Annotated in this window: 15 protein-coding genes and 1 pseudogene; 1 reads left to right on the top strand and 15 read right to left on the bottom strand. The window is 50.7% G+C overall.

Annotated elements, in window-relative coordinates; all coding sequences use genetic code 11:
* From M493_RS04550 to uxaC, 6 genes and pseudogenes are all read right to left on the bottom strand, one after another.
* Entirely contained in the window at window positions 1–1,482 is a 1,482-nt protein-coding gene (locus M493_RS04550; protein WP_020959112.1) for a gluconokinase, read from the bottom strand.
* Between the two features lie 147 nt (window positions 1,483–1,629).
* Window positions 1,630–2,433, bottom strand: coding sequence for an ATP-dependent sacrificial sulfur transferase LarE (gene larE / locus M493_RS04545; RefSeq protein WP_020959111.1), 804 nt, complete (start codon window positions 2,431–2,433; stop codon window positions 1,630–1,632).
* A gap of 27 nt (window positions 2,434–2,460) precedes the next feature.
* Window positions 2,461–3,231, bottom strand: coding sequence for an SDR family oxidoreductase (locus M493_RS04540; protein ID WP_020959110.1), 771 nt, complete (start codon window positions 3,229–3,231; stop codon window positions 2,461–2,463).
* A gap of 21 nt (window positions 3,232–3,252) precedes the next feature.
* On the bottom strand, window positions 3,253–4,521 hold the full coding sequence (locus M493_RS04535) for a lactate racemase domain-containing protein (protein ID WP_020959109.1): 1,269 nt from the start codon (window positions 4,519–4,521) through the stop codon (window positions 3,253–3,255).
* Between the two features lie 132 nt (window positions 4,522–4,653).
* Window positions 4,654–6,454: pseudogene (gene uidA / locus M493_RS04530) on the bottom strand (beta-glucuronidase).
* Window positions 6,455–6,543: 89 nt separating this feature from the next.
* The gene (gene uxaC, locus M493_RS04525; protein ID WP_020959108.1) at window positions 6,544–7,947 is read right to left on the bottom strand and encodes a glucuronate isomerase; all 1,404 of its coding nucleotides are present in this window, start codon (window positions 7,945–7,947) and stop codon (window positions 6,544–6,546) included.
* Between the two features lie 299 nt (window positions 7,948–8,246).
* Between uxaC and M493_RS04520 the strand changes: the two genes are divergently transcribed.
* A complete protein-coding gene (locus tag M493_RS04520; protein WP_020959107.1) occupies window positions 8,247–9,416 on the top strand; it encodes an ROK family transcriptional regulator in 1,170 nt (389 codons plus the stop codon).
* Window positions 9,417–9,582: 166 nt separating this feature from the next.
* Here the strand turns inward: M493_RS04520 and M493_RS04515 are convergent, their stop codons facing one another.
* The 9 genes from M493_RS04515 to M493_RS04480 all read right to left on the bottom strand — a co-directional run bounded on the left by M493_RS04515 (window position 9,583) and on the right by M493_RS04480 (window position 19,286).
* Complete coding sequence (locus M493_RS04515) at window positions 9,583–10,992, bottom strand: MFS transporter (RefSeq protein WP_020959106.1); 1,410 nt, start codon at window positions 10,990–10,992, stop codon at window positions 9,583–9,585.
* Window positions 10,993–11,248: 256 nt separating this feature from the next.
* Window positions 11,249–11,518, bottom strand: coding sequence for a hypothetical protein (locus tag M493_RS04510; protein WP_148294923.1), 270 nt, complete (start codon window positions 11,516–11,518; stop codon window positions 11,249–11,251).
* A gap of 383 nt (window positions 11,519–11,901) precedes the next feature.
* The gene (locus tag M493_RS19075; RefSeq protein WP_071990871.1) at window positions 11,902–12,102 is read right to left on the bottom strand and encodes a twin-arginine translocase TatA/TatE family subunit; all 201 of its coding nucleotides are present in this window, start codon (window positions 12,100–12,102) and stop codon (window positions 11,902–11,904) included.
* A 123-nt stretch (window positions 12,103–12,225) separates the two neighbouring features.
* Window positions 12,226–13,974: an alkaline phosphatase D family protein gene (locus M493_RS04505; RefSeq protein WP_020959103.1), complete on the bottom strand. Its 1,749-nt coding sequence runs from the start codon at window positions 13,972–13,974 to the stop codon at window positions 12,226–12,228.
* 474 nt (window positions 13,975–14,448) lie between these two features.
* The gene (locus tag M493_RS04500; RefSeq protein WP_020959101.1) at window positions 14,449–15,102 is read right to left on the bottom strand and encodes a TetR/AcrR family transcriptional regulator; all 654 of its coding nucleotides are present in this window, start codon (window positions 15,100–15,102) and stop codon (window positions 14,449–14,451) included.
* An 11-nt stretch (window positions 15,103–15,113) separates the two neighbouring features.
* Complete coding sequence (locus tag M493_RS04495) at window positions 15,114–16,139, bottom strand: ABC transporter permease (RefSeq protein WP_020959100.1); 1,026 nt, start codon at window positions 16,137–16,139, stop codon at window positions 15,114–15,116.
* A complete protein-coding gene (locus tag M493_RS04490) occupies window positions 16,136–16,864 on the bottom strand; it encodes an ABC transporter ATP-binding protein (RefSeq protein ID WP_020959099.1) in 729 nt (242 codons plus the stop codon). Before M493_RS04490 ends, M493_RS04495 begins: the two co-directional genes overlap by 4 nt.
* A gap of 132 nt (window positions 16,865–16,996) precedes the next feature.
* Window positions 16,997–17,512 carry a GNAT family N-acetyltransferase gene (locus M493_RS04485; protein WP_020959098.1) on the bottom strand — a complete coding sequence of 172 codons (516 nt, stop codon included), beginning with the start codon at window positions 17,510–17,512 and terminating at the stop codon, window positions 16,997–16,999.
* A 79-nt stretch (window positions 17,513–17,591) separates the two neighbouring features.
* A complete protein-coding gene (locus M493_RS04480; protein ID WP_041267860.1) occupies window positions 17,592–19,286 on the bottom strand; it encodes a M3 family oligoendopeptidase in 1,695 nt (564 codons plus the stop codon).
* Window positions 19,287–19,517 lie beyond the last annotated feature (231 nt).

Below are 19,517 nucleotides of genomic sequence, written 5' to 3'. Positions count from 1 at the left end.
CTATTCCTTTTGAAAGTAGCTCGCCATATGGCGGACAAGGCGCTCGTAGCGTTCATAAACCTCTTTATAGGCTTTCCGGTTGTCCTCATTCGGCATGACTGTTTCCCCCATCGGAATGTGCGCCTTAATCGCTTCCAACGATTCCGCTTCGCCGATGGCGACAAGCGCTGTCCATGCCGCGCCCCACGCTGCCCCGTGATGGCTTTTTGGAACGCCGATTTCTGCATCAAACACGTCCGCTAAGATTTGCAGCCATAGCGGAGAACGCGCCAACCCACCGCTGACGTATAACTTCTTTGGCTTTCCAGCCAATGTTTCCAACGCCTTTCCGATTTGGTAAAGATTGAACGTGATCCCTTCCATCACTGCCCGGATAAAATGTTCTTGCTTATGGGTGACCGTCGCTCCGTAAAAGCCGCCTTTCGCCCGCGGATCCCAAAGCGGCGCCCGTTCACCGTTAATATACGGAAGAAAAATCAGACCGTCCGCCCCGGGCACTGCTCGTGCAGCATCTTCCAAAAACTGACTAAAACTCCGTTGATCGTTCATGATGTCTTTCAGCCACTGCAGCGCAATGCCGCCGTTGTTTGACGGCCCGCCAATAATAAACCGCTCTTTTGTAAAAGCATAACAAAAAGTCTCGCCATTTTCACTCATTTTCGGTTCACGGGTCATTTGGCGAACCGCTCCGCTCGTGCCGACCGAGACGGCCACTTCGCCGGGAAAAATGGCGCCAATGCCTAAATTGGCGAGCTGGCCGTCGGCAGCACCTATGACAAACGGCAAATCACGGGGAATTCCCATCTGCTCAGCAACCGCCTCATCCACCCCTGTCATCACATATGTGGGCGGGACGAGCTCGGACAGTTGATCTTCACGAATCCCCGCTAACTTGAGCAACTCCGGTTCCCATTGAAATGTGCTCGGATTGAACAACCCGGTCGCCGATGCCATCGAGTAATCGATCACATTGGTATGAAACCAGCGCCGCACGACATACTCTTTGATCGACAGAAAGGAAAACGCCCGCTCATATGGCGTATACTTCGTTTCTTTCATCCATAACAATTTGGCCAACGGGGTCATCGGATGAACCGGAGTTCCCGTTTTGGCGTACACCGTTTTCCCCATCGTTTTCCGCAGCTGTTCCGCCTGGGGAGCGCTTCGCCCATCAGCCCAAATGAGCGCCGGAGAAAGCGGATGTCCGTCCTTGTCCACGCAAACGAGCGAATGCATTGCCGCCGATAAACCGACCGCCAACAGTTCCTTTTGGCTGATTCCAGCCTGTCTGATTGCTTCGCGCACGGCCAAGACCGCGGAACGCTCAATTTCCGCCGCATCTTGTTCCACCCACCCTTGTTTCGGGTAATGGAACGTATTCATTTTTTCAGCCTCGGCCATCAATTGGCCGCTCCTATGAAACACACATGCTTTCACACTTGTCGTTCCAAGATCCAACCCGATCACATATTCTTTTGCCATGATGCCTCTCCTTTTTCGCATTCAACCAACCATTTCGAACGCTAGTCCATTAATTCGAAAAAAGTTATTCCGGAACAGAAACACGTCAGAAATCTTTACGCTTAAGAACCTGCTTTCGACATGCTGGCCCGTTCGCTGATCGATCGCTTACGGCAACATTTTGTTCATACTTCCGCTCTGATAGCCGACTAAATCGAGCGTCACATATTGATAGCCGTACGTTTGCAGCTGTTTCGCAATGCGGTCGCGATGCGCCAAAATGACCGCCATATCGTTTGGCTCCACTTCAATTCTTGCAATCTCTTGGTGAGTGCGGACCCGCACTTGGCGAATCTGAAACGTCTGTCTGAGAAATTGTTCTGCTTTTTCCACCCTCGTCAATTTTTCCACTGTAATCGATTCGCCATAGGCAATGCGCGACGACAGACAGGCAAAAGACGGTTTGTCCCATGTCGGCAAGCCGAGCCGGCGGGAGAGTTCACGAATTTCTTTTTTGTATAAGTTCGCCTCTTGAAGGGGGCCGCACACCCCTCTTTCTTTCGCCGCCTTCATTCCCGGCCGATATTCGTTGGCGTCATCGGCAATGACACCGTAAACGACATTTTGAAACCCTTTTGCCTCCATAAGGGGGATCAAATGGTCAAACAAACTGCTTTTGCAAAAATAACAGCGGTTTTTCGAGTTTTCCGCATAACCCGGGATCGCCAGTTCCGACGTTTCAATAATTTCATGCGGAGCCCCGATCCATTTCGCCAGCCGCTTTGCTTCCTCGAGTTCGCTGGACGGATACGTCTCCGAATCAGCGGTAACGGCCAGCACATGATCTGCTCCGAGCGTGTCCACCGCCGCTTTCAGCAAAAACGTGCTGTCGACCCCGCCGGAAAACGCGACCACCACTGATCCCATATCCCGAAGAATGGACTGCAGCTTTTCATATTTTTGCTCAAGCATCGGCTTCACCTCCCTGCCTACTTTATATTAAATCGTCATGGCGCCAAACCCGCCGTCAACGCGGATGAGCGCGCCGGTGACGAAGCTTGAAGCACGGTCGGATGCCAGCCATACCGCCGCTCCTTGCAGTTCTTCCGGCTCGCCGAACCGTTTCATCGGCGTATGGCGCATAATCGCTTCAACCCGTTCATCATCCAATATTTTCCGGTTTTGCTCAGCCGGAAAAAATCCAGGAATAATGGCATTCACCCGAATGCCATACGGCGCCAACTCGCGCGCCAAATATTGCGTGACGCTGTTGAGCCCCGCCTTTGATACAGAGTACGTAAATACTCTTGAGAGCGGCGTCGTTGACGACACGGACGAAATGTTAATAATGCTTCCTTTTCTCCCTTGCTCGATCATCCGTTTGGCGAAAATTTGGCATGTAAACACAATCCCTTTTAGATTGACATCCATAATGTCATCCCACTCGTCCGCATCAAGCTCGAAAAACGGGGTCGAGCTGTTTTTCCCGGGTGCATTGAGCAAAATGTCCCAGCCTCCTGCCCATTGTTCAATGCGCTCAGCCACTTGCAAAAGCGAAGCGCGGTCGCTGACATCGGCTTGAAACGCTTGAGCCGTCCCGCCGTGATGGCGGATGTCTGCGGCGACTTGTTCCGCCTTGTCCAAATTGCGCCCCACAATGGCGACCTTCGCTCCGTATGCAGCCAATCCTTTGGCCATCGCTGACCCTAATACACTATTTCCCCCGATGGCTACAGCTACTTTTCCTGTCAAGTCAAATAAGCGATCCATGTTGTCCTCTCCCTTTGCTTGTTAAAATAATTGTCCATGTTTATCAAACACCCATTCATATGGACCGGCAACGACTTCCATATTCGGGTGGCTCTCCACATAAGGAATTAACGCTTCCGACACTTCGATTTCACCGATTTTCAAGGTGTTTTGAATGCGCACTAATTTCACTTTTGTAAAATCTAAAATATTGCACGTTTTAATGGCAGCCTGAATGGCCATCCGGTCGTTTGGCAGTGTCGTCGCAATTTTCGTCGGGGCGACAACAGTTGAAGTCAGGCCGTTTGCATATGTCACTTCCAAGTCCATCTTATCGACAAGCCGTTTGGTCGTGAAATCGGCCGTCCCGACCCCGTTGGCGTTCCCTTCCGTTTCCGGGGTTAAATCCAACACGACCATTTTGTTCACATCCGGACCGCCATGCGCGTACGGAGTCGGATAGCGGCCCGTAATGTTTGGATCCATTCCGTCGCCGCTAATATTTTTTCCGATTTGGTCGATGACAAGCACGTCAATTTGGTCAAAAAACAGGCGCGGCAGCAGCTGCTTCGCTTTTTTCTGCAGCTCTGGCTCCTTCTCAATGATTTCCTTTGGCGTCAACACATCCACGATCGCTACTTTGTCAAATGCATTTTCAATCGTTGCCACCCCGAACAGCACCGGTTTTTTCTCCATCATCATTTTCGCCATCGCCGGAACATTTTCCGCCATGTATTTAAATCCTAACTGGTGGCATGCTTCCGCCCCTTTTTGTTTTCCGAGCCCGATGCTCAACATTTTCATCAGCCCGCTTTCAACCGGGCCGCGAAAAGCGGTATGAGGTTTTATGCGGTTAATGACGACAATGCCGTCGGCGTTGGCCGCAAACCGGTCCATATACACCGGAAGGCCGTTTGGCAGCTGCCCAAGTTGGACGACGTCCATCGATGAGCGAATTTCACAGCCGGCCGTTTCCTCGGTTACGCCGAGATGGGCCAACACCGCCCGCTGCCCTTCCGCCGTTGCACCGCCGTGGCTTCCCATGCTCGGGACGATAAACGGTTTCGCCCCCTGTTCCTTTAGAAAGGCAACAGTTGTAGCGACAATCTCCACCAACCGATCCAGCCCGCGGCTTCCGACCGCCACCGCGATTTCCATGCCCGGACGAATGAGACTGCGGATATGGTCTTGCTGCAACTTTTCCATTAGAGCGAGCGGCACGTTTTCAATGCAAGTGTCATCAAAATGAACGTTCACTTTCGCCACTTTCGGAATCGGAATATCTTTTAACAGGTCATGCAAAATGCCCATGTTTTTCCTCCTTTTCATCATGTCGGCCCTATTGCCCAATGTCTCCATTTTTGATCCCTCATCGTTGGAAACGCCAGCGGGCCGTCCAATTAGGATGCGCTGGCGTTTCGTCTGCCATCTTCACTTTTTATTTTACCATTTATAGTAGAAGTCTGGAATAGACATCCAGCGGCGGCGCAGTTCATGAGCAGCATATTTTGGTTTGCGCTCGCGGGTGAAAATCCCTTTTTTGTTTCCTTGCACCCGTATAATGCCTTGGCTTGTCGCAAAATCAGCAAAATTCCATACATGTTCGCCGATGAAGTTGGAAAACTCATCAAACACTTGGTGATTCGCTTGTAAAAAGGCAACTTGGAATTCTTCCGTAAACATGACCGGGTCGACGTCATGCAATCCGGCGACGGTATCGGCGCCGTATTCAGTCATGAGGATCGGTTTGCCCGGGCAGCGCTCAGTCCAACCGGCCAGCTCTTCGCGCAGCTTTACTTTTGCCACTTCCAAATCGCCGCTGTCGATATACCAGCCGTAGTAACGGTTTAAGGCAATCACGTCAACGAGCTCAGCGACGCGGTCCGTTTCCGGGGTGGCCCCAAGGTGGACGACAATTGTCACCGGCCGCTTTTGCGGGTCAAGCTGTTTCGCCAGCTCAACAAGCGGTTGGAAATATTCGTAAGCCCCTTCTTCCTCTGAAGCCGGCTCGTTGGCGATCGACCACATCACGACCGACGGGTGATTCTTGTCGCGGGCGATCAGCTCTTTGATCACTTGCTTATGATGTTCAAACGTTTGAAGCAATTCCCATGTGTTGTTTTTCCGCTCCGAGCCGGATAAAAGCGCATAGAAATTCAAATGGAGACCGACAGCCGGCGTTTCATCGACGACGACGAACCCTTCGCGGTCAGCAAGCCGCATCAGTTCTTCCGAATACGGATAATGGGCTGTGCGGAACGAGTTGGCCCCGATCCATTTCATCAAGTTGAAGTCAAGCACGTTCGCCGCTTCATTGAATCCTCTTCCGTGAATTGGGGTATCTTCATGTTTTCCGAATCCTTTGAAATAAAACGGCTTTCCGTTAATCAAAAATTGGCCGTCTTTTACTTCTACCGTTCGAACCCCAAACGGTTGTTCATAAACGTCCACCGTTTTTCCATCTTTCACAAGTTCAATGCGCAGTGTATACAAATACGCATTCAGCGGTTCCCATAAACGGACGTCCGGAATGGTCAGCTCGGCTGCCGCCCCTTCCCCTTTCGCCACTTCGTTTCCTGACTCATCAATGACAGCTGCGCGCACATCCGCCTCGCCAATCTGTTCCACCGCGTAACGGACAGTTCCTGTCGAACCGGCGACATCGGTTACGATCGTCACATCTTGCACGTAAACATGCGGTGTCGTATAAATTTTCACCGGTCGGTGCAGCCCTGCATAATTGAAAAAGTCAAAGTTCGGATTGTTGCGCACCACCGTGCCAAGTCCTTTTACTTCCTTTTCTTGATAAAGGCCGACCGGCAATGTCGACGAGTCGATCACATTGTTCACTGCTACGGTCAGACGGTTTTTCCCTGGTTGAATATACGAATTGATTTCCGCTTCAAACGGCAAAAACCCTCCCTTTATGTTCGACAACCAATTGGCCGTTCACATAAACGTTTGCCACATGTGTCGCCGAACCGAACCGTAACACGACCCGCTCTGACAATAAGCTCGACGGAACGACAAACTCCCGCTCGTACCAAACCCAGCCGACATGGTTGCGAATATCAGAAGTCACACCGAGGTCATTAAACGACGCCGGCACCGCCATCGGCTGCGGATCGGTTAATGGCGCGCGTTGCCAGTTTTCTTCAAACCCGTTTCCTGAATCGAGCTTAAAGTTCCAAACACCGTTTAAGTCGATGATATGGCGCGTTTCAGTCACAATTGGATACAGCATTCTCTCTCCACTCCTTAGCCGTCATTTATTTTTGCTCCCCACTCCAGCATGGCAGAGCAGGAAGGGGGATCCACCATCGGAAAAGCCGCTTAGCGTTGCAAAAAATAACTTTCGGCATTGTAGTAGCCTATATTTTTCACCATCTGGACAAGAAAATCGATATCGTTATGGACAAGCCCTTTTTCCACCCAGTCGCCAAGAAGATTGCAAAGAATGCGGCGGAAATAATCATGGCGGGCGTAAGAAAGAAAACTGCGCGAATCTGTCAACATCCCGATAAAATGGCTGAGCACTCCGACATTCGCCAAATCGCGCATTTGCTTTTCCATTCCATCGATATGGTCATTAAACCACCATGCCGAACCGAATTGGATTTTTCCCGGCACGCCCTCTTCATAAAAGTTTCCCATCATCCCAGCAATCACAGCATTGTCTTTCGGATTCAAGTTAAACAATACGGTTCGCGGCAGCGCGTCTTCCCGGTCAAGGGCGTCAAGAAAACGCGACAGTCCTTCGGCTATATTCGTTTCCCCGATCGAATCAAATCCGGCGTCCGGGCCAAGAAGCCGATTCATTTTCGTATTGTTGTTGCGCATCGCCCCGATGTGCAGCTGCATCACCCATTGTTTTTCGGCGTACATTTTTCCTAACTCCGTAAGCAAGAACGACCGATAAGCAACGAGCTCCGCAGCGGAAAGCGCCCCGCCGTTCACCCGTTTTTGAAAAATCGCCGCCGCTTCTGATTCCGTAACAGCGACATACTCCATTTTCGGAATATCGTGGTCTGACGCCCGGCCACCGTGTTCATGAAACTCATCGATCCGTTGCTTGAGAGCCGCCAAAAAATCAGAAAACGAGTCAATCGCGATGCCCGATGCTTCCGACAGCTTCCTCAGCCAATCCGTAAACGACGGGCGTTCAATAAACAGCGCCTGATCCGGACGGAACGTCGGCGCAATGATCGTTTGAAACGACTCATCATCCCGAAGCCGGCGATGAAACTCAAGCGTCGATAGCGGATCATCCGTTGTGCCAATAAAAGCGACATTTGCCCGCCGGATGAGCGCCCGCGGTCGAAACTCCGGCTGTTGCAGCTTTTCGTTGCATTCTTCGTAAATCTCTTTTGCTGTTTTTGGGTTTAGCGGCTTTTCAATCCCAAAAAACATCTTCAGTTCCATATGGGTCCAATGATAAAGCGGGTTGCCGATCAAATGGGGCACTGTTTCAGCCCAGGCGAGAAACTTTTCCCAATCGCTCGCATCGCCGGTGATGAACTTCTCGCCCACTCCATGCATGCGCATCGCCCGCCATTTATAATGGTCTCCGCCGAGCCAAAGTTGCGTGATATTATCATATGGCTTGTTTTCCCATATTTCTTTCGGGTCCAAGTGGCAGTGAAAATCAAAAATCGGCAAGTGTCTCGCCGCTTCTTCATAAAGCCGGACGGCTGTATTTGTCTCAAGCAAAAAATGGTCATCTAAAAACGTCTTCATACGTTTCCCTTCATCTCCCCTACCCGTTTTTGCAAACACTTTCAAAAGCAAGTAAAAAAAGAATAGACTCTTCCTATTTAATTTGTTTACTTAACTAATTAATTCACTTTAACGATATCACTTTTTGTTCATTTCGTCAACGAATAACTGATGGATTCTTGTCGATTTCTTTCTAATATGATAGCCTATTCTTCAGACAACACTATTGGCCGCCATCGGAGCGATTACAACCATTCATTCTGTCTATCGCCACTCTTTTCTAACGTGTTCACGCGGCCGGGAACGGAGGACTTTCATTCATGGTGACCGGAGATGCAGCCTATATAAAAAAAATGAACCGCTCCTTGATCATTCAAACGATCGTCAACGAGCGAATGATTTCGCGGGCCGATTTGTCGAAGGCAACCTCCTTAACGCGGGCAACCATTTCCGCACAAGTGGCGGATTTATTAGAAGAAGGACTTCTTCGTGAAATCGAGCATGAGCATAGCAGCGTCGGCCGAAAGCCGATTATGCTTTCCTTGAACGCTCAAGCCGGCTATGCCATCGGCATTGACTTAGACTATGGCGAAATTTCCTTCACCGTCACCGACCTTCTCGGCAAACCGGTATCGTCCAAAACGGTCACGCTCGAGACGCCGGAATATCAAGAGATCGTTCGCCTACTTGCCCACCATATTCGCGCGTATATCGAGGAATACAAACCGAGCCGCTACGGCATTGTCGGCATTGCCATCGCTATTCACGGTCTCGTTTCTAAAAGGGAGTCAATCCATTTTGTGCCGCGTTTCCGTTGGCATCATCTCAACTTAAAAAAAGACTTGGAAAACGAAATCGGGCAAGATATTCCAATTTTCCTTGAAAACAACGCTAATCTCTCCGCCTTGGCTGAGCGGGTATTTATCCACCATCAAACGAATAACTTATTATGCGTCACCCTTTATTCCGGCATCGGCCTTGGCATGATCATTAACAACGAGTTTTTTCAAGGGCATGACGGGTTTGCCGGCGAAGCGGGCCATATGATCGTTGTCCCCGACGGCAGACTGTGCAACTGCGGCAATAAAGGATGCTGGGAAAAATACGCTTCCGAATCGTGTGTATTTGAGTCTTTGGCCAAATGCAAACAAGTCAAATACGTCACGTACGAGTATATTCAAAAACTGTTGGCCGAAGGCGATGAAGAAACGGAACGCATCATGGAACAGTTCATTTATTACTTAGCGGTCGGCATTAACAATATTATTAACCTTTACAATCCCGAAGTCGTCGTGCTCAACAGCCGGCTGCTCGGCATGCATCCGGACGCTCTCGGGCATATTCAGCAGCACTTGCGCTCTTCAATCAGCCATTACCGGGAACTATCGCTCTCTTCCATTGGAAAAAAAGCGTGCATTTTAGGCGCCTGTGCGCTCGCCATCACCCACTTTTTGGACGTTCCGATCGTGAACTTGCCGTATGAGCCTTGACCCTCTCCCCCTCTGATCGGCAGTTGAAGCGAGGGATTCTACGTTCCCCTTTGCTCAAAGCAAGTTCATTTTACTTCGCTTTGAAACGAAGGTTTCTTTGCCCAAAAAACATCCCCCTTCAATGGACAGCTTGTCCAGAAGGGGGATATCCAATCAACCGTTTTTATCATTTCGCTTTCCGTTTTTCCTCAAGTTCAATCGCCAATTGGGTTGCCCGCTCCTTATTTAATGGATACAAGAAGATTAAAATAAGGGCAATGACCAACAAGGTCAATCCAGGCACTAGGGTCCCTAACATGTAAATGCCGTGAAGAGTGCTTTCTGTCTGTTCTTTCAACCCGGCATTATACCCGACCGCCGCAATCGCCCATCCGCCCAAACCGCCGGCGACCGCCTGGCCGACTTTGCGGGAAAACGAGTAAATCGAGTAAACGGTTCCATCTTCGCGCAAACCGGTCAAATATTCGTGATAGTCAATAACGTCCGTAACAAACGCCCAAATCACTAAGTTGAAAAATCCGTACCCGAACATCGCTACAGTTAAAAGAGCGATAAATTGCATGGCCGTCAATTGCGGCAAAAAGTAAAGCAGAATGTACACTGCAGCAGCCAGCAACAACCCCGCTGCCGCCGTTTCCTTTTTCCCAAACTTCGCTACAAGCGGTTTCACAAATGGCATGGCGACAAATACGGCAACCGACTGCAACAGCCCGACAAGGCTCAGCGATTTAGCGCTTCCAAAATAGTCTTTAAATAAATAGACGTTTACAGCTCCGATTAACATAAAGCAAACCATAAACGTGAGCGAAGCAATTAAAATCCAAATGAGCGGCTTGTTTTTTAGCAATCCTTTTAACGTTTTGCTTAAATTCAGTTTCGTGCTTTCCGATTCTTGTAAGACGATCCGTTCCGTTGATAACTTGTAGCACGCCATATAGCAGGCAAGCGACAAAATTCCGAAAATGACCGCAGCGAGGAAAAAGCGATTGGCGTTCGCCTCGTTATTGACAAATAAAATGAGCGGACCAACCGTGTTAATAATGAGTCCCGCCAACATCGCCCCCATCGTCCGGAACGTGGACAACGATGTGCGCTCAACCGGATCGCTCGTAATGACTGACGCCATCGAGCCGTATGGAATGTTGACCGTGCTATACAGCGTCCCCCAAAGGAGGTATGTCACAAAAGCATACGCCTCATAAAATCCCGTCGTCATGCCAGGAATATAGACAAACATAAGCACACCGGAAATGACAAGCGGCAACGACATCCGGAAAATCCAAGGCTTAAACTTCCCATGTTTGCTCGGGTTTCTCGTGTCAATAAACCGGCCCCACGCCACATCAGCGACCGCATCCCACAGCCTAGCGATTAAAAAGAGTGTCCCCACCAGCGCTGCGTTCAACCCAAACACATCCGTATAATAAACCATCAAAAATGAAGCGACAAGAATGAAGAAAAAGTCATTGCCGAAATCACCAAACAAGTAACCGATCTGGTCCCTAATTCCAAACGGCCGTACCTTGTTTTCACCAGACGTTGTAGCCCTCGTCTCCATTTTTGTTACTTGACTCATAGCAGCCCCTCCCTAGTGTCCAAAAACTCCTTTTTGAAACCCCTTACACCGATGCACAAACTAAATTCCTTCACTAACTATTTAATTAGTTCAGTAAACTAATAAATTTACCCCGTGTATTTAGCCTATCACGGCACAGTCCAGTCGTCAATAGTTTTTTCGTAACATTCAAAGAACCTAGCACGCAAAAGATAGGAAAACAAATGTCCCTGATCGTTTAACAGGAGAACATGGGCTCTCCGCTTTCCAAAAGATATTATTTCCGTTCTTCCTTACCTAAATACATTAACAGTTCATCGACAGCAGGGGGCACACTTCCTCCACGTTTCTTATTGAGCACTCCCCCAACGATAAAGACAAGCAACGTAACGAAAAGTGGAAACGCTGTTTCCATATCGGCAGGGACCCAATCTGTTGTCTGTGTAACGACAAATCCGAAAACTCCCCCAATAATGGAAGCAATCGCTATCTTCCCATCACTGTGCTTAAACTGCGGAAGCAACCCTAAAATCATCGGAACGGACATCGGCCCCACCAACGCTGCAAACCAAGTAATAATTAATCGTCCCCCCTTTTTTCGTTTTGATCATCCTAGAGTGATAAAACCGTCTAGACATGGTCAAGATTTATGGGCCGCCCCCTTCCTTAAATAATTTGTTTACTTAACTAATAAAACATCATTCTATTGAAATGATATCACTTGTCTCATTTCCTCGTCAACAAAATTCAGAAAACGTTTTCTATCGGTCATTTCCATTGCAAAACGTGGAACGAACAGACAATAGGCAACGTCCAGAAAATGCAAACACTTTTCATATGTGGAGAAACATGACTCATAATCATTTGCGAAGGTTGAAATCAAAACGTTGACAATGTATGCGGGGCTGGATAAAAAGTGAATGCCGGTATTCAAACGAAAGACGGAAGGCGAGCGGTGTATGAAAATATAAAGAAGCGGGTGACCGCCGCCCGCTTCTTTGATCCATTCACCTTTTTCAAAGGCCCTGTTCCTCCTTTTGTTTCGTTAGAGGCAAAGTCGCGTGTGGCACTCTGAAATTCACCTAACGTCTGCCCAATTTCCGGCAATTTCAAAGGGCCGAAGATGAGCAAGGCAAAAAATCAAAAGGAGAGTGAATCCAAGAATCCCGATATTGCTCAACATCTATGCTCGCCCCTTAGGAGAAAACGAGGCATTCGGCCCAAACAGCGGGACGAATGCCCATACTCGTTGCTTCAGTTTGCGATTTTTCCTTTTTTCTTTTCTTTTTGCTTTTCTCTGGCGCGCGCATGGGCGCGGTGGCGGTCTTCTTCCACCTCGCTAGACATTTTAGCGCCGATCGGCAATGATGTAGACGAAATTTCCCGGATTCCCCGCCCATCTTTCTCATACACGAGCGATGCTCTCGTCCAAATATCGGCCCCAGGTTCGGTGACGTACGGAATAACCCGGTAGTCAGCGCGCCACTGCTCCGGAGTGACCCGACAGCGGACATATCCCCGATAATTATTAAAAAAGCGAAGATGTGGATTTTGCGCCAAAACTCGCTCTGTATCCGCCCGCCAATCTGAACCGTTTCCGCCGGACGTGATAGACGTGCCGATGAACTCCGCGCCAAAGATCAGCGCATCCGGATCATCATAGTCTGTCGCCAAGTTGGACGCCCAATTCGCATGGACATCGCCAGTCAATACAATCAAGTTCTTCATCTTGTTTTGCACCACAAACTCAGTAATGCGCTGACGGGCCGCCGGATATCCATCCCAAGCATCCATGCTGTATTTAGGCGCTAGGCTTGTCCCAAAGTTTCGCTGGGCAAAAAACACTTGCTGGGCCAAGACATTCCATTTTGTTTTTGAACGGCCGAGGTGATCGAGCAGCCATTGCTCCTGCTCAGCCCCAAGAAGGGTTCGGTTTGGGTCGAGCGATTCCGGCGAATGCGCCTTTGTCCCATCTCCGTTTGCCTGATCATCGCGGTATTGGCGCGTATCTAAAACATAGAAACTAGCTAAGTCGCCATAGGCAAATGAGCGGTACAGACGCATATGTTCTGCGTGCGGAAGCGACGATTTCCGAAGCGGCATATGTTCATAATACGCTTGGTATGCCGCCGCGCGGCGGTGAATGAACGCTTCCACAGACTGTCCATCCTCTGGGATCACATTGGCGTAGTTGTTTTCGACCTCATGGTCATCCCACGTCACGACCCACGGAAAGGCCGCATGCGCCGCCCGCAAGTCTGCGTCAGACCGGTACAACGCATAGCGGTTGCGGTAATCTTCAACGGTGATAATTTCCGGGCTGTTATGGGTGCGCACATTGCCGGTAAAAGATACGTATTCGTTCGGTCCATATTCGTAAATGTAGTCGCCGAGATGAAAAACGAGATCGAGGTTTTCTCTTGCCATATGTTTGTACGCTGTGTAATACCCGTGCTCAAACTGCTGGCACGAGGCAAAGGCAAATAGCATTTCCTGCACCTCAGCCCCCGGTGCAGGAATCGTCTTTGTTCTGCCGACCGGGCTCATCTCATTTCCGCATTTAAAACGGTAGTAATAGACCGTGTTGGGCTTTAAGCCGTTCACCTCGACGTGAACAGAGTGTCCAAGACGAGGCGAAGCCATTTCGGTGCCGCGGCGGATAACATGCCGAAAATGTTCATCGGCCGCCACTTCCCAATGAACAGGAACGAGATGCGGGGGCATTCCGCCGCCGTTCAGCGGATCCGGAGCCAGTCTTGTCCATAAGACGACACTGTCTGCTAACGGATCGCCAGAAGCAACGCCAAGCTGAAACGGATAATCGGCGAATTTCGGGGCCGCATGAACGTCAAATCCTCCTAAAGACTGAGCGATCGCCATCCCGAGAGACAGGCCCGCGATTTTGCCGGCGCTGTGCAAAAGAGTGCGGCGGTCTATGCGTTTGTTCAGCACCTCCTCATTCAACCGTTTCATCAGTTCATTGACAACATTCTCCTCTTTCATTTCTCGTTCCCTCCCAGCTATGAAAGATGTTCCATACACGACTGATTATAGGAACTTTTTTTTAATGGAGTATAAAGTCGAGGTAAAGGGGGAAAACGGCAGCAGCAGCAAAAAAGGAGTTTGATCATAGGAGGAAATCAGCAAAATGAAAAAAGTACAAAAAAAACAAATGTTCATATCGATAAAAAGACTGACTATTTTCCTTCCCGGTCGCTATGTCCTTTTTCCCTTTTTTGATTACATTTCCTTTACGTAAATTTTGCAAATATCAGTGTTGAACTGTGTAAAAACTGTATACAAGTGTTAGTAACGGAAGGCAGGACGGTTGTTGGCGGATGTGATGCACCAGAACATCCCGTATCTTCAACAGTCATCGAGGACACCGATTGATCAAGCGTTGTCGGCGCTTCGGGACGGTGGGTGAATGTAAAAAAAGAAAACAACTAGGCCGGCTCCTGCGCGGAAGCCGGCCGGTTAGCGCCGCAGACCGTTCATCAACACGCGGATCGTCCGTTCCATTTCCGCCTCATCGTCCCAGTTGTGGTCAGGCAAAAGGAGAAAGCGGGCGGCCAAAAAGCCGGCGAGCGATGTGATCGTCAAGCGGATGACCGAATCGACCGGCAGCTCGGCCAACTCCCCTTTCTCTTGAAAGTGGCGGACAATGCGGGCGAATTTCGGATACACATGCTCGACAAACACGCGTTGAAAGCACTGTTTGATCTCGGAATGAAAGGCCAGCTCCTGCCAGAGCACGCGAATCGCCGGCAAATACGTTTTCACAAACGCGTAGCGGTTAGCGAGCACCGCGCGCAAAAACTGTTCGTACGTCTCATATTCGTTGTCAAACACTTCGCGAACAAACTCTTTCGCCAAAAACGGGGCGACGGACTGAAACAATGTCGGCGTGACGATCGCCAACAATAAGTCTTTTTTCGTCTTATAGTGGCGGAAGATCGTCCCTTCCGCCACCCCGGCCTTTTTGGCGATTTCACTCGTGGAAGTCGCCGCATAGCCTTTTTCAGCAAACATTTCCACCGCCGCTTCCAAAATTTTCAGCTGTTTTTCACTGAACTTCCCGTCCTTGCCGCCGATTTGCAGCAATTCCTGAATCCATGAATGCTCGCTCATTGCTCTACCCCTTACAGCTTGCGATATTTTTTCAGCGTTACTACATTTAGTACCATAAACAGCAGCGTGAAACCAAGCAGCACGTATACGTCAACAGCGATAGCGCTCCACCCCTCTCCGCGCACCATAATATCGCGCAGCGCATCCGCCCCGTAGTTGAGCGGCATGACGACGCTCAGCGAACGCAGCCATTCTTCCATCGTGTCAAGGTTGAACAAGCCGGAAAAAAACACTTGCGGCACGACGACAAGCGGGATAAACTGCATCATTTGCAGCTCGTTGTTGGCAAACGCCGACAGCAGCATCCCGAGCGCCAGCGCCGTCATCGCCAGCAAAAACGTAATGAGCAGCACATACCCGAACGAACCCTCCATCATCATGTCGAGCACATCAATAGCAAACCATGAAATTAAGCTTGCTTGAATCGTCGTAAACAGCCCGAACCCGACCATGTAGCCGGCGACCATTTCCCAGCGCCTGAGCGGCGTCGCCATCAACCGCTCGAGCGTCCCATTCGTCCGTTCACGCAAAAACGATACCCCGGCGATCAAAAAGACGAAAAAGAAGATGAAAAAGCCGATGAGCACCGGGCCGAAATAATCAAACGACGCCATGTCGCTTGACCCGTGCCAATACGTTGTTTTCAACTGAAACGGGGGCTTGGGCGCCATGGACTGAAACGCCTGCTGCACCGCGGCCATCACCGCCTGATTGGCCGTCGGGTCGCTTCCTTCCAGCGTAAGGTGCGGAGCGCTTCCGCCCATGTCAAGCCATGCGTCAATATCTTGGCCGTCCAGCTGCTTTTGCGCTTGTTTTGCTGACAGCTCGTTCACGTTCGCTCCCGCTTCTTTTAACTTATCAACAACCGCCTCAGGCACATTGTCGCTGACGGCAATGGCTGGTTTGTATTCCTCCCCGTTGAATACTAAATCCATTAACAACAAGACGAACATCGGGGCGACAATCATGAGCGCCAGCGTGCGCTTGTCGCGGAAAAACTGGCGGATGATGCGGACAACCATCGCCAACACTCTCATCGCCGGACACCTCCAAACGCCAAAAACGCTTGTTCAATCGTTTCCGCGCCTGCTTTTTGTTTCAACTCATCCGGGCGGCCGACGGCGATCAACCGACCTTCGCGAATCATGCCAAGCCGCCCGCACTTTTCCGCTTCATCCATCACATGGGTCGTGACGACAACGGTTGTGCCGCGCCGGCGAATCCGCTCGAGTTCCGCCCAAATCGATTGACGCAGCACCGGATCGATGCCGACCGTCGGCTCATCCAAAATGAGCACGTTCGGTTCATGAAGCAAGGCGATCGCCAGCGACAGCCGCCGCTTCATCCCGCCCGAGTATTGGTGCACCGGCTTTTTCCGGTCATCCGTCAAGTTGACGAGCGCGAGCATGTTATCGATCCGTTCTTTTTGTTTTTTCCCTCGCAACCCATAAATCGAAGCAAAAAATTGCATGTTCTCGAGCGCGGTCAATTCTCCGTACAAGGCATCCGACTGCGCCATAAAGCCAATCCGCTTCATGGCGCCAAGATCAGGCATGTTCACGCCCAGCACACGAATCGCGCCTTCGCTCGCTTGATCAATGCCGGCGATCATGCGCACCAACGTCGTCTTGCCGGCTCCCGACGGGCCGAGCAGACCGAAAATTTCTCCCGCGCGAACATCCAACGACACATCGTCGATGACCACTTTTTTTCTAAACCGCTTGGAAACACGCTCGACTTGAATACATGGATTGGCGGTCATTGTTTTTCTCCCCTTTTACACGGCAGTGAGTAATCACTCATTTACAGTATAATGAAGATAAATCTTTTTGTAAAGTGAGTAATCACTCACAAAATACGTTTTTTAAGCTGCCGACGGTTCGGCAGCCCCTTCCTAGTTCATCGTTTGAATGTCTTGCCAGCCGTAGCACCACTCCGATAACACTGTTCCGCCGATTTCCACCCTTTCCTCGGCCAGTTTTTCACCGCCAAGCCGTTCGTAGAAACCGCGCGACGGATTGGCGGCAAGCACCCAGACGACGAGCGAATGAATGCCTTTTTGCGCCAAGTCGCGGGCCAAGGCTTGCACAAGCCGCCGTCCCCATCCTTTTCCTTGGGCCTCTTTGAGCAAATACACCGCGTACAGCTCCCCGTCATATCGGGCCGCTGGGCCGTCGCTCGCCCGGTTTCGTCCGCCGGAGATGAATCCAACGACGCGCCCGTGTTCCTCGGCGACAAACACGGAATGGTCCGCTTGGCTGAGCCCCTTCTCCCATAACGCTTGTTTTTCTTCCACTGCCAACGTCTCCAAGTACGCGTCCGGCACGATGCCGCGGTACGTTGTCTTCCAACTGTCCACATGGACAGCAGCAATCGCCGGCGCATCGCTGAAAGCTGCTTTCCGGATCATCGTTCTTCCCCCCTAGTGCAATGAGTGCTTCTCCGTCTTGAAGAAAGAAGGTGAAACGATGCCGTTCCACCTCTTTCATTCACAACGCTTTGTCATCGACACTGTCCAGCCACCGTTCGATATGGCCGGCGACTGAAGCGACCGCCCCGTCGGCAAACGACGACTGGAGGTTGGCGCATTGGACGAGCTCGGTAAACGGCCGGCTGCCGCCCAATCGGCAAAGCGCCACATAGTCGCGCCACGCCGCAGCCCGGTCGTCTTGCGCCCGCTTCCAAAACTGGAACGCGCACACTTGCGCAAGCGTGTAGTCAATGTAATAAAACGGGTCGGTGTAAATATGCCCTTGCCGCTGCCAAAAGCCGCCCCGTTCAAGGTAATCGTGGCCGTCGTAATCCCTTGTCGGCAAATACACGTTCTCAATGTCACGCCATGTTTTCTTCCGCTCGGCCGGCGTCATGTCCGGGCGCTCGTAGACGGCGTGTTGGAATTCATCGACGGCGACGCCGTACGGCAAAAACAAGAGCGCGTCGCTCAAATGGGAGAACCGGTATTTGTCGGCGTCTTCGGCGAAAAACAGCTCCATCCACGGCCATGTGAAAAATTCCATGCTCATCGAATGGATTTCGCACGCCTCAAGCGTCGGCCAATTGTATTCTGGGATATCGTAATGACGGCTTTCGTACACTTGGAACGCATGTCCCGCTTCATGGGTCAATACGTCAATGTCGCCGGACGTTCCGGTAAAGTTCGAGAAAATAAACGGCGCCTGGTAGTCGTCAATATACGTGCAATAGCCGCCGCTCGCTTTCCCTTTTTTGGCGACGAGGTCCATCAGTTCATGTTCGACCATATAGCGGAAAAACGCGCCCGTTTCCGGCGACAGCTCTTCATACATGCGCCGGCCGTTGTCGACGATCCAAGCGGCGTCCCCTTTTGGCGCCGGGTTGCCGCTTGGGAACATGAACGGCTCATCATAATACGTAAGCCGGTCGACCTGAATCCGCTGCCGCTGGCGCTCGCGCAGCTTGGCGGCGAGCGGGACGATGTGCGTTTTCACTTGCCGGCGGAAGTTGGCAACCATCTCGGCATTGTAATCGGTCCGTCCTAAACGGGCATAACCGAGCTCGACAAAATTTTTGAACCCCAGCTTCTCGGCGATCGCCGTGCGGACATGGACGAGCTCATCGTACAGCTCATCAAGCTCTTTTTCATGATCGGTGAAAAACGAAAACCTTGCTTCGCTCGCCCGTTTGCGCATCGAGCGATCCGGCGATTCGACGAACGGCTGCAGCTGGGCAAGCGTCCGCTCTTCGCCTTCAAACATGATTTTTGCCGATGCGATGAGCTTCGTATATTCGCTCGCCAGCTTGTTTTCTTTTTGCAAGTCTTCCATCACTGCCGGAGCGTACGTTTTCAGCTGCGTTTCCGCTAAGGCAAACAGCTGCGCGCCCCACGTTTTTTCGAGCTCAGCGCGAAACGGCGACTCGACAAGGGCGCGGTAATAATCGTTGATGAGCCCTTTGACGACCGGTTCCGTTTCATCAAAAAAGTCTTGTTCTTTCTTATAGAACTCATCGTTTGTATCGATCGTATGGCGGATATGACAAAGGTTCGCCATCGTGCTGTAGCGGCGGCGCAGTTCGTTGACCCGTTTCATCGCCTCGTGCTGCCCGGCAGCGCTCCCGGCGCGGCGGAACGCATCGAGCGCCTCCTGAAACGATGCCTGCAGCTGATCCATGTCGGGCCGCTCATAATGAAATGCGGAAAATTTCAAGCCAATCCCTTCTTTCTTTATTTTTTCGCCAAACACGGCGGCAATTTCTTCTTTTGCTTCAACCAATTGCTTATTCGCCGTTTGTCGCAAAAATCCTTCTCATTGCCAACTTTCTGAATATAATTCCATTTTATTGCATGTTTCAGAAGTGAGGCAACTATGCTGTCGCCGTCCAAATGCTACGTTATTTTCTCCAAAAACATAACGATCGCCAATTTTTTTCGCACGCCC

The organism is Geobacillus genomosp. 3 (genome assembly GCF_000445995.2).
Taxonomy (GTDB): domain Bacteria; phylum Bacillota; class Bacilli; order Bacillales; family Anoxybacillaceae; genus Geobacillus.
This window is presented reverse-complemented; position numbering and strand designations above follow the sequence as displayed.

Excerpts from the sequence above, each read along its gene's own strand:
- M493_RS04550 (WP_020959112.1), bottom strand. The coding sequence starts at position 1,482 with ATGGCAAAAGAATATGTGATCGGGTTGGATCTTGGAACGACAAGTGTG.
- larE (WP_020959111.1), bottom strand. The coding sequence starts at position 2,433 with ATGCTTGAGCAAAAATATGAAAAGCTGCAGTCCATTCTTCGGGATATG.
- M493_RS04540 (WP_020959110.1), bottom strand. The coding sequence starts at position 3,231 with ATGGATCGCTTATTTGACTTGACAGGAAAAGTAGCTGTAGCCATCGGG.
- M493_RS04535 (WP_020959109.1), bottom strand. The coding sequence starts at position 4,521 with ATGGGCATTTTGCATGACCTGTTAAAAGATATTCCGATTCCGAAAGTG.
- uxaC (WP_020959108.1), bottom strand. The coding sequence starts at position 7,947 with ATGAAGACGTTTTTAGATGACCATTTTTTGCTTGAGACAAATACAGCC.
- M493_RS04520 (WP_020959107.1), top strand. The coding sequence starts at position 8,247 with ATGGTGACCGGAGATGCAGCCTATATAAAAAAAATGAACCGCTCCTTG.
- M493_RS04515 (WP_020959106.1), bottom strand. The coding sequence starts at position 10,992 with ATGAGTCAAGTAACAAAAATGGAGACGAGGGCTACAACGTCTGGTGAA.
- M493_RS04510 (WP_148294923.1), bottom strand. The coding sequence starts at position 11,518 with ATGTCCGTTCCGATGATTTTAGGGTTGCTTCCGCAGTTTAAGCACAGT.
- M493_RS04505 (WP_020959103.1), bottom strand. The coding sequence starts at position 13,974 with ATGAAAGAGGAGAATGTTGTCAATGAACTGATGAAACGGTTGAATGAG.
- M493_RS04500 (WP_020959101.1), bottom strand. The coding sequence starts at position 15,102 with ATGAGCGAGCATTCATGGATTCAGGAATTGCTGCAAATCGGCGGCAAG.
- M493_RS04495 (WP_020959100.1), bottom strand. The coding sequence starts at position 16,139 with ATGAGAGTGTTGGCGATGGTTGTCCGCATCATCCGCCAGTTTTTCCGC.
- M493_RS04490 (WP_020959099.1), bottom strand. The coding sequence starts at position 16,864 with ATGACCGCCAATCCATGTATTCAAGTCGAGCGTGTTTCCAAGCGGTTT.
- M493_RS04485 (WP_020959098.1), bottom strand. The coding sequence starts at position 17,512 with ATGATCCGGAAAGCAGCTTTCAGCGATGCGCCGGCGATTGCTGCTGTC.